Genomic DNA, 16,160 nt, shown 5'->3' with positions numbered 1-16,160 from the left:
GGGGAGGAGCCGGACCGGGTTAGCACGGTCGCGAACGATCCGTGACTTCCATGGTGTACCCGAGAGCCTTCTCAGGCAAACCCACGCGCCACACCTTACGCCGAATGGTGGGCGCCTATGCTCGCCCCGTGGAAAACCACTCCGTGCCTCACTCGACTCCCCGTACTGCCGCGTTCTTCGACTTGGACAAGACCGTCATTGCTAAGTCAAGCACGCTGACCTTCAGCAAGTCGTTCTACCAAGGCGGCCTGATCAATCGGCGGGCCGTACTGCGCACCGCGTACGCCCAGTTCGTGTTCCTGGCGGGCGGCGCCGACCACGATCAGATGGAGCGGATGCGGGAATATCTCTCCTCACTGTGCCGCGGCTGGGACGTGGCACAGGTGCGGGAGATCGTCGCCGAGACGCTGCACGATCTGATCGACCCCATCATTTACGACGAGGCGGCCTCGCTCATCGAGGAACATCATGCCGCGGGGCGGGACGTCGTGATCGTCTCCACCTCGGGTGCCGAGGTCGTCGAACCGATCGGTGAACTCCTGGGCGCGGACCGGGTGGTGGCCACCCGCATGGTCGTCGGCGAGGACGGCCGCTTCACCGGCGAGGTGGAGTACTACGCCTATGGCCCGACCAAGGAAGAAGCCGTGCGGGAGCTCGCCGCGTCCGAGGGCTACGACCTCGAGCGCTGCTACGCCTACAGCGATTCGGCCACCGATGTCCCGATGCTCTCGGCGGTCGGCCACCCCTTCGCCGTCAACCCGGACCGGGCGCTGCGCCGCGAGGCGGTAGCGCGGGGTTGGCCGGTTCTCTCCTTCAATCGGCCGGTCCCGCTCAAGCAGCGGCTGCCCACGCTGTCGATGCCCTCGCGACCGGCGCTCGCCGCCATGGTCGCGGTGGGCGCGGCCATGGCGACCGCGACGCTGGTCTGGTACGCGAGCCGGCGGAAAACCTCAAAGCCACGCCTCGGTCTTATTGGCCGGAGCGGCCGCGTCGCCCGTAATGCCCGCGTTTGAAGTCAAACGTAAAGATCTGATGCACGGGGTTCCGCTTCCCTCCCCCAAGGAGTACAAAGGACTTAACGGCCCGCGAGACCAAGGACATCCGAGAGGAACACCTTTAACGCAGGAAGTGGCCCACGGACCGATGCATGAATGTCAGGCACCCACGCGACGCCGACCCGTCGATTACGGGCCAGCCGCACCAGGTAACCGGACAAAGATTCCGGCCTGATGGGCAAATATTCGAGCACGCTTGGTAACCCGGCAGACATGCCAGCGGCGGTACCACCGATTGGTACCGCCGCAACCCTTGTTCAGGGGCGAATGAAGCAATCCTTCCGGAATTCTTCGAGCGCCGCGCCCAAAGGGTTTCGCCCGGGCGCCCGTTATGCCGCGCCGCGCTGGAGCGCCTCACAGACGGCAGTGCTCTCCCGCACGCCGAGTTCCACCGCACGTCCACAGTGCGCGATCCAGGCCGCGACTCCCTCCGGAGTGCCCGACACATAGCCCTCCAGGGCCGCGACGTACGCCGCGCGCCCCAGTTCGGCGTGCCCGACCTCGGCGGGGCAGATGGACTTCGGGTCCAGTCCGCTGCCGATCAGCACGATCCGCTGGGCGGCCCGCGCGACCAGCCCGTTGCACGTGGCGAACGGCCGCAGGGCGAGCAGCTCGCCGTGCACCACCGCCGCGGTCACCAGCGCCGGCGCCTCGCTGCCCGCGAGGAGCAGCCGCGCCAGCCCGTCCAGCCGCCCGGCGACCTCGCCGGCATCCGGCAGCGGCAGCTCGATGAGCGGTTCGTCCACCGGCTCGGCGCCCAGCCGGGGCCGCCCCACCGTCTCGTCGGCCGCCCGGCCGGCCTCATCGGCACTACGCCCGCCACCTGACGCGGCCACCAGATGGAGCCGCGCCAGCACCCGCAGCGGCGACTGCCGCCACACGCTGAGCAGCTGCCCGGCCTCCGCGGTCAGCCGCAGGGCCGCGCCGACCGTGCGCGGCTCGCCCTCGACGCCGAAGTCGGTGCGGCGCCGGACCTCTTCGAGCGCCCAGTCGGCCCCGGAAAGAGCCGCGGAACCACGCGCTCCGCGCAGCGCCGCCTCGGACGTCACCTCGTTGCTGCGGCGTCGCATGACCCGATGCCCGTAGACCCGGTCGACGCCCTTGCGTACGGAGTCCACGGAGTCGGCGACTCCCGGGAGCGAGGCCAGGGTCACGAGCGGGTCGGCGCTCGCCTGTGGGGGTTCGGGGGGCGTCCCCCGGGAGATTCCAGCCATGGGTACGACCCTACGCACCACCAGGCCGGACCCCTCGAAGGAGTGGTCTTCCTCACGCAGCCCTCTCACCCTGAGCGAGATCAAGATTACCCTTGGTGAACATGAAGATCGCTTTCGTAGGCAAGGGCGGCAGCGGCAAAACCACCCTGTCCTCCCTGTTCATCCGCCATCTCGCCGCTTCCCGGATCCCCGTGATCGCCGTGGACGCCGATATCAACCAGCATCTGGGCGCCGCGCTCGGCCTCGACGAGGCGGAGGCCGCGGCGCTGCCCGCGATGGGTGCCCAGCTGCCACTGATCAAGGACTACTTGCGCGGCAGCAATCCCCGGATCCCGTCCGCCGAATCAATGATCAAGACCACCCCTCCCGGCGAGGGCTCGCGGCTGCTGCGGGTCGGCGAGGACAACCCCGTCTACGACGCCTGCGTCCGGCCGGTGGAGCTCGACGGGTCCGCCGTGCGGCTGATGGCGACCGGGCCGTTCACCGAGTCCGATCTCGGCGTGGCCTGTTACCACTCCAAGGTCGGTGCCGTGGAGCTGTGCCTGAACCACCTCGTGGACGGCCGGGAGGAGTATGTCGTCGTCGACATGACGGCCGGTTCCGACTCCTTCGCCTCCGGGATGTTCACCCGCTTCGACATGACCTTCCTGGTGGCCGAGCCGACCCGTAAGGGCGTCGCCGTCTACCGCCAGTACAAGGAGTACGCACGGGACTTCGGCGTCCCCTTGAAGGTCGTGGGCAACAAGGTGCAGGGCCCGGAGGACTTGGCGTTCCTACGCGACGAGACCGGCGACGATCTGCTGGTCACCGTCGGCCACTCCGATTGGGTGCGCGCCATGGAGAAGGGCCGCCCGGCCCGCTTCGACCAGCTGGAGGAGGCCAACCGGCGCGCCCTGGAAACACTGCACCACACCGCCGATGCCGCCTATGGGCGCCGCGACTGGGAGCGCTACACCCGGCAGATGGTGCACTTCCACCTGAAGAACGCGGAGAGCTGGGGCAATGCGAAGACCGGAGTCGATCTCGCCGCTCAGGTCGACCCCGCCTTCGTGCTCTCCGAGGGAGCGGCCACCCCACAGCCCGCCTGACCCGCCGGACGACGCGGGCGGGCGGCACCGGCCCGGCCGGTTCGCCCGGGCGGCAGCCCGTTCCGCGTCGCGCCTCAGCAGCCGGCGACGCCCTTCGCGGCGCCGGTGAGCGCCATCCCGATGAGGGACCGGAATCACCGCGCACAGCCTTCACGTGCCAAGACGCATCACCTTCACCCGCCAGGAAAAGGACGGAAATCCACAAGACGAAAGGCGCCGCGTTCACCGGATAGGGGGATGAATTGCGGCGAATGACCGCAAAAGCTTCTTCTTACCTTTACCTCTCATTACGGTTCATTTACCGATGCTTGAGAGTCACCGGACCATCACCCAACGGTGATCCCCGCCGGCCGGCTCACGTCCCGCCGCAGTACACCGCCGCCCCACGATCGCGCCCCGCGCGACCGCGTCGCCCCGGAGGAGACGGGAATGTCGCAGACCGAGAAGTTGCCGCCGCAGCCGCCGCACACATCGCACCGCACCGAGATCCCTCCCGAGCCCCGTACGCCGTCCGATCCCGGCTCCCCGGTGAAGAAGGGCCGGGCCGCCCGCCGGGACCTCTCCGCCTCGGTCGTCGTCTTCCTGCTCGCCGTCCCGCTGTCCCTGGGCCTCGCCCTGGCCACCGGCGCCCCGCTCCAGGCCGGTCTGGTCTCCGCGGTCGTCGGCGGCATCGTCGCCGGTCTCCTCGGGGGCGCTCCGCTCCAGGTGAGCGGCGCGGCAACCGGCCTCCTGGTGGTCACCGCCGATCTGGTCCAGCGCTACGGCTGGCGCGCCACCTGCGCCCTCACGATCCTGGCCGGCCTCACCCAACTCGCCCTCGGTGCCCTGCGCGTGGCCCGTGCGGCGCTCGCCATCAGCCCGGCGATCGTGCACGGCATGCTGGCCGGCATCGGGGCCACCATCGCCCTCGGCCAGCTCCATGTGGTGCTCGGCGGCAGTCCGGACAGCTCGGCGCTCGACAACGCCGCCGCGCTGCCGGGCCAGTTGGCGCACCCGCACGCCGTCGCGCTGCTGATCGGCGCCGTCACCGTCGCCGTGCTTCTCGGCTGGGGACGGCTGCCGGGCCGCGCCGGGCGCTGGGCGCGGGTGCTGCCCGCCCCGTTGGCCGCCGTGCTCGCCGCGACGGCCGTCAGCGCGGGGACGGAGGTGGCGCGGGTGGAGCTGCCGTCCTGGCGGATGCCCCAGCTGCCGGTGTTTCCGGACGACTCCCTTCCGGCCCTGGCCGCCGCGGTGCTCACCGTCACCCTCGTCGCCAGCATGGAGTCGCTGTTGTCGGCGGTGGCCGTGGACCGGCTGGCGGCCGACCGTCCGGGCGCGCCCACGGGGCGCGCGCAGCTCAACCGTGAGCTGGCCGGCCAGGGCGTGGCCAATACGGTCTCCGGGCTGCTGGGCGGGCTGCCGATCTCCGGGGGAGCGATCCGCGGCTCGGCCAATGTGCGGGCCGGCGCGGTCACCCGCCGCGCCACCGTGCTGCACGGCGTATGGGTGCTGCTGTGCGCGGGCCTGCTGGCCACGGCGCTGGAGCTGATTCCGCTGGCCGCGCTCGCCGCGCTGGTGATGGTCGTCGGCGTACGGATGGTGAGCTTCGCGCACATCCGGCATGTCCAGCGGCACCGCGAATTCCCGGTGTACGCGGCCACGTTGGGCGGCGTCGTCCTCTTCGGGGTGCTCCAGGGGGTGGCGACGGGCATCGCGGTCGCGGTCTTCCTGGCACTGCGCCGGCTGACGCACACCCGTGTCACGGTCACGAAGGAGGCGGACGGCCACCGGGTGCGGGTCAGCGGGCAGTTGACGTTCTTGGCGGTGCCGCGGCTGAGCCGGGCGCTGGCGCAGGTGCCGGCGCACACCGATGTCGTCGTCGAGCTGTGCGGTTCGTTCATGGATCATGCCGCCTACGAGGCGCTTCAGTCCTGGTCGGCCACCCACCGGGCGCACGGCGGCCGGGTGACGCTCGGCGGCCGCTCGGGCCGGCCGCTCGCCGCGCAGGCCGGTGCGCACTCCTGCCGGCCGTGGACGCCCTGGCGCAATCATCACTGCACCCGGCCCACCCCGGACCCGGCGGCGGTGCCGGAGAGCAGCGGAAGCCAACTACTGGGCGGAGTCTCCGCATTCCAGCGCCATACGGCTCCGCTGGTGCGCGAGGAACTGTCCCGGCTGGCGCGCGAGGGTCAGCGGCCCACCCAGCTGTTCCTGACCTGTGCCGACTCCCGGCTGGTCACGAGCATGATCACGTCCAGCGGGCCGGGCGATCTGTTCACCGTGCGCAACGTCGGGAATCTGGTGCCGCCGCCCGGCTCGGACGCCTCCTGCGACTCCGTGGGCGCGGCGATCGAGTACGCGGTGGAGGTGCTGCGGGTCGGCTCGATCACGGTGTGCGGTCATTCGGGGTGCGGTGCCATGGGGGCGCTGCTGGGCGCGGCCGCACCGGAAGACGCCGAGCCGACCCCGCTCGCCCGCTGGCTGCGGCACGGCCGGCCGAGCCTGGCCCGTATGCAGCGCATCGGACGGCTGGGGCGGGGCGAAGTCGCCCTCAGCGGACGGCCGGTGAATGATGACCAGGAACGGCTGGCGCTCGTCAACGTCATGCAACAGCTCGACCACCTCCGGGCCCACCCGTGTGTGGCCCGCCGGGCGGCCGAGGGCACACTGACCTTGCACGGCATGTATTTCCATGTCGGCGAGGCCCAGGCATATGTGCTCGACGAGGCCGCCGGGCGGTTCTGCGCGGTGCGCGGCGAACCTGCGCCGGTCACGGTCTGACCTGCGCGGCGCCTCCTCAACAGCCCTTGAACGCGCCCGGAACGAAAGGTCTACACCAATAATTGTCCACAGCCCTTGTCAGGGCCGGGCGCGGGCTGATGAGCTATGACCTGGGGACACATCGGACGCCCTGGGATTGGGAGATGTCGTGAGCAACGAAAGCCTGGCCAACCTGCTCAAGGAGGAGCGGCGGTTCCCGCCGCCCGCCGATCTGGCCGCGAACGCCAACGTCACGGCTGCCGCGTATGAGCAGGCCGCGGCAGACCGGCTGGGCTTCTGGGCCGAGCAGGCCGGACGCCTGTCCTGGGAGACCGCGCCCACCCAGACCCTCGACTGGTCCAACGCACCCTTCGCGAAGTGGTTCGCCGACGGCAAGCTCAATGTCGCGTACAACTGCGTGGACCGGCATGTGGAGAACGGCCTGGGTGACCGGGTCGCCATCCACTTCGAGGGCGAGCCCGGCGACACCCGCGCGATCACCTACGCCGAGCTCCAGCGCGAGGTCTCCAAGGCCGCCCATGCGCTGACCGAGCTGGGCGTGCGCAGCGGCGACCGGGTCGCCATCTACCTGCCGATGATCCCGGAAGCGGTCATCGCCATGCTGGCCTGTGCGCGGCTGGGCGCTCCGCACTCGGTCGTCTTCGGCGGCTTCTCCGCGGACGCGCTGGCGACCCGTATCAACGACGCGGACGCCCGCGTGGTGATCACCGCCGACGGTGGTTACCGCCGCGGCAAGCCCTCCGCCCTCAAGCCCGCCGTCGACGCCGCACTGACCAAGCCCGGCACGGAGAACGTCCGCAGCGTCCTCGTCGTACGCCGCACCGGCCAGGAGGACATCGACTGGCACGAGGGCCGCGACGTGTGGTGGCACGAGATCGTCGACCGGCAGAGCGACCAGCACACGCCCGAGGCCTTCGACGCCGAGCACCCGCTGTTCATCCTCTACACCTCCGGCACGACGGGTAAGCCCAAGGGCATCCTGCACACCACCGGCGGCTACCTCACCCAGGTGTCGTACACCCACCACGCCGTCTTCGACCTCAAGCCGGAGACCGACGTCTTCTGGTGCACCGCCGACGTCGGCTGGGTGACCGGCCACTCGTACATCACCTACGGCCCGCTCTCCAACGGCGCGACCGAGGTGCTCTACGAGGGCACGCCCGACTCCCCGCACCAGGGCCGCTGGTGGGAGATCGTGCAGAAGTACGGCGTGACGATCCTCTACACCGCGCCGACCGCGATCCGCGCCTGCATGAAGTGGGGCGACGACATCCCGGCGAAGTTCGATCTGTCGTCGCTGCGCGTCCTCGGGTCGGTGGGCGAGCCCATCAACCCCGAGGCGTGGATCTGGTACCGCAAGCACATCGGGGCCGACAAGACACCGATCGTCGACACCTGGTGGCAGACCGAGACCGGCGGGATGATGCTGAGCCCACTGCCGGGCGTCACGGCGACCAAGCCCGGCTCGGCCCAGATGGCGCTGCCCGGTATCGCCGCGACGGTCGTGGACGACGACGCGCGTGAGGTCCCCGACGGCGCCGGCGGCTACCTCGTCCTGACCGAGCCCTGGCCGGCCATGCTCCGCACGATCTGGGGCGACGACCAGCGCTATCTCGACACGTACTGGTCGCGCTTCGAGGGCAAGTACTTCGCCGGTGACGGCGCCAAGAAGGACGACGACGGCGACATCTGGCTGCTCGGCCGGGTGGACGACGTGATGCTGGTGTCCGGCCACAACATCTCCACCACCGAGGTGGAGTCGGCACTGGTCTCGCATCCGAAGGTGGCCGAGGCCGCGGTCGTCGGCGCCGCCGACCCGCAGACCACCCAGGCCATCTGTGCCTTTGTCATCCTGCGCGGCGGTGCGGCGGAGGACGAGGGCCTGGTCGAGGAACTGCGCGCCCATGTCGCCCAGCAGCTCGGCCCGATCGCCAAGCCCAAGCGGATCCTGCCGGTCGCGGAGCTGCCCAAGACCCGGTCCGGCAAGATCATGCGGCGGCTGCTGCGCGATGTCGCCGAGAACCGCGACCTCGGTGATGTCACCACCCTCACCGACTCCTCGGTGATGGACCTGATCCAGGCGAAGCTGCCGAGCGCGGCCAGCGAGGACTGAGCGGGACGGCACACGAAGGGGGCATCCGGCCGACGCGGCCGGGTGCCCCCTTGCCATGGCCCCAGCGACCCGCCTTCCCGTCGGTCGCCGCGAAGGCGCGGAGCACCCCGGCGGCGGCCCGTCCCTCCGGCGGCCCGGCGCCCGAATTGACCGTAAAGTGAGACCACCGGATAGCCGCTCGCGCCCGCCAGGTACAGTGGGACACGCGTCAATGACACGCTAAAACTCTGGGTGCGCCGGGAAGTCTGGTCGGCAACTGCAACAGCCGTACACAGCTGCCGAAAGCCGGAGGTCACCCAGTGAGCGCGCGAAGCAAGCAAACGATCAAGAAGTGCGCACCGCGCGCCCACCGTCCCGCCGAGCGCGGCGAGGCCCGCATATGAGCGCCCCCCGGAACCGCCGCGCCCCCTTCCTGGGGCGGATGTCGCTGCCCGAGCGGAACTTCATCGCGGAGGCGCTGCGCGCCGAAACCGTCGGCGGCATCCTCCTCCTCGCCGCCGCCGTAGCCGCTCTGATCTGGGCAAACACCCTCGGCAAGAGCTACGAGACGGTCCGCGGCTTCCATCTGGGACCGGCCGCGCTGGGCCTGGACCTGTCCCTCCAGCACTGGGCCGCCAACGGGCTGCTCGCGATCTTCTTCTTCGTCGCCGGTATCGAGCTGAAGCGCGAACTGGTCGCCGGCGAGCTCCGTGACCCCAAGGCCGCCGCACTCCCCGTGGTCGCCGCGGTCTGCGGGATGGCGATGCCGGCGGTCGTCTACTTCGCGGTCAACAGCATCGGCGGCGGCTCGCTCCAGGGCTGGGCGGTCCCCACCGCCACCGACATCGCCTTCGCGCTCGCCGTACTCGCCGTCATCGGCACGTCCCTGCCCGCCGCGCTGCGCGCCTTCCTGCTCACCCTCGCCGTCGTCGACGACCTCTTCGCGATCCTGATCATCGCGATCTTCTTCACCTCGAAGATCAACTTTCTGGCGCTCGGCCTCGCCCTCGCCGGCCTGGTGCTCTTCTATCTGCTACTGCGCAAGGGTGTCCGCGGCTGGTACGTCTACGTCCCGCTCGCCCTGGTCATCTGGGGCCTGATGGAGAACAGCGGGGTGCACGCCACCATCGCCGGCGTCGCCATGGGCCTGATGCTGCGCTGTACCCGGCGCGACGGCGAGAAGCAGTCCCCGGGCGAACACATCGAGCATCTGGTCCGCCCGCTCTCGGCCGGCTTCGCCGTACCGCTGTTCGCCCTGTTCTCCGCGGGCGTGTCCATATCCGGCGGTGCGGTGCACGAGGTCTTCACCCGGCCGGAGACGCTCGGGGTCGTGCTCGGCCTGGTGGTGGGCAAGGCGCTCGGCATCTTCGGCGGCACCTGGTGCACCGCCCGCTTCACCAAGGCCGAGCTCAACCCCGACCTCAAGTGGCCGGATGTCTTCGCCGTCGCCTCCCTGGCCGGCATCGGCTTCACAGTCTCCCTGCTCATCGGTGAACTCGCCTTCGCCGGAGACCTGGTGCTGACCGACGAGATCAAGGCGTCGGTGCTGATCGGCTCGCTGCTGGCGGCCGTGTTCGCCGGCATCCTCCTCAAGGTCCGCAACACCAAGTACAAGCAGCTGTGCGAGGACGAGGAGCGGGACGAGGACCAAGACGGCATCCCCGACATCTACGAACTCGACAAGCCGGAGTACCACCTGCGGATGGCGGCGATCCACGAAGCCAAGGCCGCCGAGCACCGGCGGCTTGCCGAAGTGGCCTCCGACTCGCATGCCGGAGACGATGGTCCGGCATGATCTGAGAGGCTTTGCATCCGGGTGAAGAGATGAGGGAGACGGCGATGAGCGCAGTGCACGACGGCACGGACCGCAGCCTCGGACAGCTGGTGGCCACGGCCACGGCCGAAATGTCCGCGCTGGTGCACGACGAGATCGCGCTGGCCAAGGCGGAGTTCCGGCAGGACGCCAAGCGCGCGGGCATCGGCAGTGCCGCGTTCATGGTGGCCGGCGCGCTGGCGCTGTTCGCGCTGCCGGTGCTGAGCTTCGCGGCGGCGTATGGCATCCACAACCTCGGCCTCGGCCTCGCCTGGTCCTTCCTGATCGTCGGGGGCGCCTTCCTGGTCCTCGCCGGACTGCTGGCCCTGATCGCGATGGCCAAGATGAAGAAGATCAAGAAGCCTGAGAAGTCGATCAACTCCGCCAAGGAGACCGCGGCCGTACTCCAGAAGGCCAAGCCGCACCCGCGCGTGGCGCCCGTGGAGCACCCGGTGCTGGAGTCTGTGACACGCTCATCGGTATGACAGCCCCTGACAGCACCGCCTCGGTCGTACGGATCGGCATCCCCAGCGGGGAAGAGGTCTCGCACCGCGACGTCGCGGCCAACGGCGCCCGCTTCCACATCGCGGAGATGGGTGACGGCCCCCTGGTGCTGCTGCTGCACGGCTTTCCACAGTTCTGGTGGACCTGGCGGCACCAGATGCCGGCACTCGCCGCGGCGGGCTTCCGGGCGGTCGCGATGGATCTGCGGGGCGTCGGCGGCAGCGACCGCACCCCGCGCGGCTACGACCCGGCGAACCTCGCCCTGGACATCACCGGCGTCATCCGGTCCCTGGGAGAGCCGGACGCCGCGCTCGTCGGGCACGATCTGGGCGGCTATCTCGCCTGGACGGCGGCGGTGATGCGGCCCAAGCTGGTGCGCCGGCTGGCGGTGTCCTCGATGCCGCACCCACGGCGCTGGCGCTCGGCGATGCTCGCCGACGTCCGGCAGAGCGCCCGGAGTTCGCACATCTGGAACTTCCAGCGCCCCTGGCTGCCGGAGCGCGCGCTGACGGCGGACGACGCGGCCCTGGTGGGCCGGATGATCCACGACTGGTCCGGCCCCCGGCTGCCGGACGACGACGCGCTGGCGGTCTACCGGCGGGCGATGAGCATCCCCTCGACGGCGCACTGCTCGATCGAGCCGTACCGCTGGATGGTCCGCTCGATGGCCCGCCCCGACGGCCTCCAGTTCGGCCGCCGGATGAAGATGCCCGTACGGGTCCCGACGCTGCATCTGCACGGCTCGCTCGACCCGGTGATGCGCACCCGCAGCGCGGCCGGCTCCGGCGAGTACGTCGAGGCGCCGTACCGCTGGCGGCTCTTCGACGGCCTGGGGCACTTCCCGCACGAGGAGGACCCGGTGGCGTTCTCCACGGAGCTGATCAACTGGCTGAAGGACCCGGAACCGGACCGGTGACGAGCCGCCGTCCTAGGGGCGGGCAGGGAGCAACGACGCCCCCGGGACGGACTGTTGAACCCACCCGCGTGCACCGGTTCGTCCACGCCCTCCGCGGACCGCTGAGCGGGCTTTCCACACCGCTCGGCGGAGCGGCCGCACACCGGGCTCGAACGTGCGTATGACGAACAGCCACTTGCCCGGCGCATAGGCCAATTGGCGGTCCCCGGGGCGGTTACGGACCTTGGGCCACGGGCAGAGTCGAGGGTATGGGCTGGACGCACGACTACCGTGACGTGGCACGCAACCGCCGCAGCAGTACCGTTGCCGTGGGTACTCAGGAAAGGGGAACCCCGGACCTCAGGTCCGGCGCATCCCCCGACCCGGCGCACCCGATGGGGATCCCGCGCATCCTGCGCCGCAGAGCGCGCTGGATGAGCGCGCGACTACGCCATCCCCGCACCTGACTCCTCCGCCCGCCGACGGCGCGCGACTTCCCGCGCCGGACGCCGGCCGACGGCAGTGATCCTCCGGGCCTCCAGGGCCTCTCCGGTGGCCGGGCCCACGCCCGCCCACCGGAAGTGCCCCTAGATCGCGCAGCCCTGGCTGTCGACCTGCTGCTGGGCCGTGCGCCCCCTGGTGACGTCCTCGCGGACCTCGTCGGCGGTCAGCGCGTAGCCGGTGCGGGAGTCGTCCCGGGACTTCGCGAAGACGACGCCGTAGACCTTGCCCTGCGGGGTGAGCAGCGGGCCGCCGGAGTTGCCCTGCCGGACCGTGGTGTAGAGCGAGTAGACATCGCGGCCGACCGTGCCGCGCTTGTAGATGTCCGCGCCGTTGGCCTGGACGCGGCCGCGCACCCGGGCCGCGCGGACGTCGTAGCCGCCGTTCTCCGGGAAGCCGGCGACGATGGCACTGTTGCCGCTCTCCGCGTCCGCGTTGGTGAACTGGAGCGCCGGGGCCTTGAGCGAGGGCACGTCCAGGACCGCGATATCGCGTCGCCAATCGAAGAGCACGACCTTGGCGTCGTAGGTACGGCCCTCGCCGCCCACCTGGACGGTGGGCTCGCGCACGCCGCCGACGACATGGGCGTTGGTCATCACGCGGTGCCGGCCGAAGACGAAACCGCTGCCTTCCACGACCTTGCCGCAGCTGGGGGCCGTGCCGACGACCTTGACGATGCTGCGCTTGGCCTGTGCCGCGACCGGGCTGGTGGCCAGCCGGGGATCGGGCGCCGGGACGTTGTTGATCGGCTCGTTGGAGAACGGCGTGAAGACCTGCGGGAAGCCGTTCTGGGCGAGGACCGAGGAGAAGTCCGCGAACCACGTGCCTGCCTGCGGGGGCAGCACCCGGGACACCCCGAGCAGCACCTTGGAGTTACGGACCTCCTTGCCGAGCGTCGGCAGGGAGGTGCCGGCCAGCGCCGAGCCGATCAGCCAGGCGACCAGCAGCATCGCCAGGACGTTGACCAGCGCGCCGCCGGTGGCGTCCAGCGCTCTCGCCGGTGACCACGTGATGTGGCGGCGCAGTTTGTTGCCCAGATGGGTGGTGAGCGCCTGGCCCACGGATGCGCACACGATCACGATGGCTACCGCCGCGATGGCCGCGAAGGTGCCGGGGGTCGCCTCCCCGGTGATCTCGTTCCAGATCACCGGCAGCAGATAGACCGCGATCAGGCCGCCCCCGAGGAAGCCGATCACGGAAAGGATGCCGACGACGAAGCCTTGCCGATAACCGATGATGGCGAACCACACGGCCGCGACCAGCAGCAAAATGTCCAGGACGTTCACGCCGGACACCGTCTCACGAGCGCCAGTCGAGCGGGACGGCCTTGTCACGGTCCCACGGAATCTCCCAGCCCGCGTAGTGCAGGATCCGGTCGATGACTCCGGCCGTAAACCCCCAGACCAGGGCGTTCTCGACAAGGAAGGCAGGCCCGATGTGGCCGCTGGGATGGCGCGTTGTCACACGATGGGACGGGTCAGTGAGATCCGCCACGGGAACCGTGAACACCCGGGCGGTCTCCGCCTGGTCGACCGCGCCGACGGGGCTGGGCCGGCGCCACCACCCCAGAACGGGCGTCACCACGAAGCCGCTGACGGGGATGTAGAGCCGCGGCAGCACACCGAAGACCTGCACACCGGAGGGATCGAGGCCGGTCTCCTCCTCGGCCTCGCGCAGCGCCGCCCGGACCGGACCGGAGCCCTCCGGATCGCCGTCCTCCGGGTCGAGGGCGCCACCGGGGAAGGAGGGCTGGCCGGCGTGTGAGCGCAGGGTGCCGGCGCGCTCCATCAGGAGCAGCTCGGGGCCGCGGGGGCCGTGGCCGAAGAGGATCAGTACCGCGGACTGCCGGCCACCACTCTCGGGCGGCAGAAAGCGGCTGAGCTGGGGCGGCTCGATCGTGGCAGCCACCCGGGCCACCGGGGCCAGCCACTCGGGCAGGCCCTCGGCCGTGACCGCCGCCTCCCGGCCGGACGCCTCCCCGGCGTCCTCCTTGCCGTACTGCTGCTCCCGTGCACTCCGCATCCGCGCCCCCTCAGGCCTGGCATCGATCGTCGGTCACCTCTGGGCGGCGGGCGTCAGGAAGCGGCCACCGGGGGCGCCATCGGCGGCGCGGGCCGCCCCGGATAGCCGGCCGGTGGCTTCAGCCGCTGGCCCGGCTGGCCGCCCAGCTCGTACTTCAGCAGCTTCTTGGCCTTCTCCGGGTCCGTCTCGCCCTCGCCGTACGCGGGGCAGAGCGGGGCGATGGCGCAGGCTCCGCAGGCGGGCTTACGGGAGTGGCAGACGCGGCGGCCGTGGAAGACGACCCGGTGCGAGAGCATCGTCCACTCGCTCTTGGGGAAGATCTCGGCGACATCCGCCTCGACCTTCTCGGCGTCCTCCGCGGTGGTCCAGCCGAAGCGGCGCGCCAGCCGGCCGAAGTGCGTGTCGACGGTGATGCCCGGGACGCCGAAGGCGTTGCCCAGCACCACATTGGCGGTCTTGCGGCCGACTCCGGGGAGGGTGACGAGGTCCTCCAGGCGGCCCGGGACCTCCCCGCCGAAGCGGTCGCGGAGCGCCGCCGACAGGCCGATCAGCGACTTCGTCTTGGCCCGGAAGAAGCCGGTCGGCCGGATCAGCTCCTCCAGCTTCTCCGGGGGCATCGCGGCCACGTCCTCGGGCGTGGGGCAGACCGCGAAGAGGTGCGGGGTGGTCTGGTTGACCCTCAGGTCGGTGGTCTGCGCGGACAGGACCGTCGCGACCAGCAGTTCGAAGGGGTTGGTGAAGTCCAGCTCGGGGTGGGCGTACGGATACAGCTCGGCCAGCTCGCGGTTGATCCGGCGGGCCCGCCGCACCATGGCGACCCGGGACTCGGGCTTGCGCGCGGGCGCCTTCTTGGCGGGGGCGGTGGTCCCGGCGGCCGTCTTGGCGGTCGCCTTCTTCGCCGTCGCCTTCTTCGCCGTCGCCTTCTTCGTCGTCGCCTTCTTCGCCGGGGCGGCCTTCCCGGCGGCCGTCTTCTTGGCGGGGGCCTGCTCGGCGGCCGCGGTGGCCTTCTTCGAGACGGCCTTCTTGGCGGTGGCCTTCTTCGTGACGGCCTTCTTGGCCGCCGCCGGCTTCTCGGGGGTTGCGTTCACGGGGCGGCCTTCTTCCCTGCCGAGGTCTTGCCTGCCGGAGTCATCCTCGCGGCGGTCTGCACGGTCGTGTCCTGCGTCGACGGTCGCGACGCGCCGGGTTTCCGGACGGGCGGCTTCCGGTGGGGTGCCGCCCGAGAGGGATTTGTTACCTTTATCCGAATCCGATGCGCGGCCGGACGGCTGTTCGCCCACAGCGGAATCCTGCCCTGCGCTCACTCTTCCGGCCCCCCAGTCCTCTGCTCTCACCGGCGTATTGGACACTCGGCCAGACTAAGGCCAGCCACTGACATCCGGCTTGATCGCTGTGATTCCTGACCCCAATCGGCCCCCTGCCTTATGGCTCGGGGCACCGGTCCGGCAAACTTGTGATTGATCGCACTGTTTTGCATTCCGGCATGATGGGGACCACAGTCCCCCGGAGCATGTCGACAAGGAGAGATCTCGTGGACGACGTTCTGCGGCGCGCACCGCTCTTCGCGGCGCTCGATGACGAGCAGGCGGCCGAGCTGCGCGCCTCTATGGGAGAGGTCACGCTCGCCCGCGGCGACGCCCTGTTCCACGAAGGGGACCCCGGCGACCGCCTCTACGTGGTCACCGAGGGCAAGGTGAAGCTGCACCGCACTTCCCCCGACGGGCGGGAGAACATGCTCGCCGTCCTCGGCCCCGGAGAGCTGATCGGTGAGCTCTCGCTCTTCGACCCCGGCCCCCGTACGGCCACGGCTTCCGCCCTCACCGAGGTCAAGCTCCTCGGTCTGGGGCACGGCGACCTCCAGCCCTGGCTGAACGCCCGCCCCGAGGTGGCCACGGCCCTGCTGAGGGCGGTCGCGCGCCGGCTGCGCAAGACCAACGACCAGATGTCCGACCTGGTCTTCTCGGACGTACCGGGCCGTGTGGCCCGCGCGCTGCTCGACCTGTCGCGCCGCTTCGGCGTGCAGTCCGAGGAGGGCATCCACGTCGTCCACGACCTCACGCAGGAAGAGCTGGCCCAGCTGGTCGGCGCCTCCCGCGAGACGGTCAACAAGGCGCTCGCGGACTTCGCGGGCCGCGGCTGGCTGCGCCTGGAGGCGCGCGCCGTGATCCTGCTGGACGTCGAGCGGCTGGCGAAGCGCTCGCGCTGACCCCCGCAGA

Annotated in this window: 13 protein-coding genes; 9 read left to right on the top strand and 4 right to left on the bottom strand. The window is 70.6% G+C overall.

The genetic code is table 11. The features are described 5' to 3' along the window. Nucleotides 1–104: 104 nt before the first annotated feature. Nucleotides 105–1,013: an HAD family hydrolase gene (locus AC3EUV_RS08035; RefSeq protein WP_435602514.1), complete on the top strand. Its 909-nt coding sequence runs from the start codon at nucleotides 105–107 to the stop codon at nucleotides 1,011–1,013. A 371-nt stretch (nucleotides 1,014–1,384) separates the two neighbouring features. On the opposite strand, the gene AC3EUV_RS08030 is transcribed toward AC3EUV_RS08035, so the two are convergent. Next, nucleotides 1,385–2,269 (bottom strand): Fic family protein, encoded by an 885-nt coding sequence (locus tag AC3EUV_RS08030; RefSeq protein WP_432140309.1) that lies wholly within the window; start codon nucleotides 2,267–2,269, stop codon nucleotides 1,385–1,387. A 101-nt stretch (nucleotides 2,270–2,370) separates the two neighbouring features. Between AC3EUV_RS08030 and AC3EUV_RS08025 the strand changes: the two genes are divergently transcribed. The 7 genes from AC3EUV_RS08025 to AC3EUV_RS07995 all read left to right on the top strand — a co-directional run bounded on the left by AC3EUV_RS08025 (nucleotide 2,371) and on the right by AC3EUV_RS07995 (nucleotide 11,888). Then, on the top strand, nucleotides 2,371–3,357 hold the full coding sequence (locus tag AC3EUV_RS08025; RefSeq protein WP_432140310.1) for an ATP-binding protein: 987 nt from the start codon (nucleotides 2,371–2,373) through the stop codon (nucleotides 3,355–3,357). A gap of 429 nt (nucleotides 3,358–3,786) precedes the next feature. Further along, the gene (locus AC3EUV_RS08020; protein ID WP_435602513.1) at nucleotides 3,787–6,117 is read left to right on the top strand and encodes a bifunctional SulP family inorganic anion transporter/carbonic anhydrase; all 2,331 of its coding nucleotides are present in this window, start codon (nucleotides 3,787–3,789) and stop codon (nucleotides 6,115–6,117) included. Nucleotides 6,118–6,265: 148 nt separating this feature from the next. Beyond that, nucleotides 6,266–8,230: an acetate--CoA ligase gene (gene acs / locus AC3EUV_RS08015; protein ID WP_432140312.1), complete on the top strand. Its 1,965-nt coding sequence runs from the start codon at nucleotides 6,266–6,268 to the stop codon at nucleotides 8,228–8,230. A gap of 379 nt (nucleotides 8,231–8,609) precedes the next feature. Next, complete coding sequence (gene nhaA / locus AC3EUV_RS08010; RefSeq protein WP_435602512.1) at nucleotides 8,610–10,004, top strand: Na+/H+ antiporter NhaA; 1,395 nt, start codon at nucleotides 8,610–8,612, stop codon at nucleotides 10,002–10,004. A 44-nt stretch (nucleotides 10,005–10,048) separates the two neighbouring features. Further along, on the top strand, nucleotides 10,049–10,507 hold the full coding sequence (locus AC3EUV_RS08005) for a phage holin family protein (RefSeq protein WP_018089969.1): 459 nt from the start codon (nucleotides 10,049–10,051) through the stop codon (nucleotides 10,505–10,507). Next, nucleotides 10,504–11,442 carry an alpha/beta fold hydrolase gene (locus AC3EUV_RS08000; protein WP_432140314.1) on the top strand — a complete coding sequence of 313 codons (939 nt, stop codon included), beginning with the start codon at nucleotides 10,504–10,506 and terminating at the stop codon, nucleotides 11,440–11,442. Before AC3EUV_RS08005 ends, AC3EUV_RS08000 begins: the two co-directional genes overlap by 4 nt. Nucleotides 11,443–11,690: 248 nt before the next feature. Next, nucleotides 11,691–11,888, top strand: coding sequence for a hypothetical protein (locus AC3EUV_RS07995; RefSeq protein WP_388189431.1), 198 nt, complete (start codon nucleotides 11,691–11,693; stop codon nucleotides 11,886–11,888). Between the two features lie 120 nt (nucleotides 11,889–12,008). Here AC3EUV_RS07995 and AC3EUV_RS07990 read toward each other — a convergent pair whose 3' ends face one another. The 3 genes from AC3EUV_RS07990 to nth are packed head-to-tail and all read right to left on the bottom strand — an operon-like array spanning nucleotide 12,009 to nucleotide 15,032. After that, nucleotides 12,009–13,208: a MarP family serine protease gene (locus AC3EUV_RS07990; protein ID WP_432140315.1), complete on the bottom strand. Its 1,200-nt coding sequence runs from the start codon at nucleotides 13,206–13,208 to the stop codon at nucleotides 12,009–12,011. 13 nt (nucleotides 13,209–13,221) lie between these two features. After that, nucleotides 13,222–13,944: an NUDIX hydrolase gene (locus tag AC3EUV_RS07985; protein ID WP_432140316.1), complete on the bottom strand. Its 723-nt coding sequence runs from the start codon at nucleotides 13,942–13,944 to the stop codon at nucleotides 13,222–13,224. Nucleotides 13,945–13,997: 53 nt separating this feature from the next. Continuing rightward, nucleotides 13,998–15,032, bottom strand: a complete 1,035-nt coding sequence (nth, locus tag AC3EUV_RS07980) for an endonuclease III (RefSeq protein WP_435602511.1) — start codon at nucleotides 15,030–15,032, stop codon at nucleotides 13,998–14,000. A 443-nt stretch (nucleotides 15,033–15,475) separates the two neighbouring features. Between nth and AC3EUV_RS07975 the strand changes: the two genes are divergently transcribed. Further along, nucleotides 15,476–16,150: a Crp/Fnr family transcriptional regulator gene (locus AC3EUV_RS07975; RefSeq protein WP_006604164.1), complete on the top strand. Its 675-nt coding sequence runs from the start codon at nucleotides 15,476–15,478 to the stop codon at nucleotides 16,148–16,150. Nucleotides 16,151–16,160: the final 10 nt, after the last annotated feature.

The sequence above is a fragment of the Streptomyces sp. bgisy130 genome (assembly GCF_057708345.1).
The sequence above is the reverse complement of the archived record's forward strand: the minus strand, read 5'-3'. Positions and strand labels throughout refer to the sequence as shown.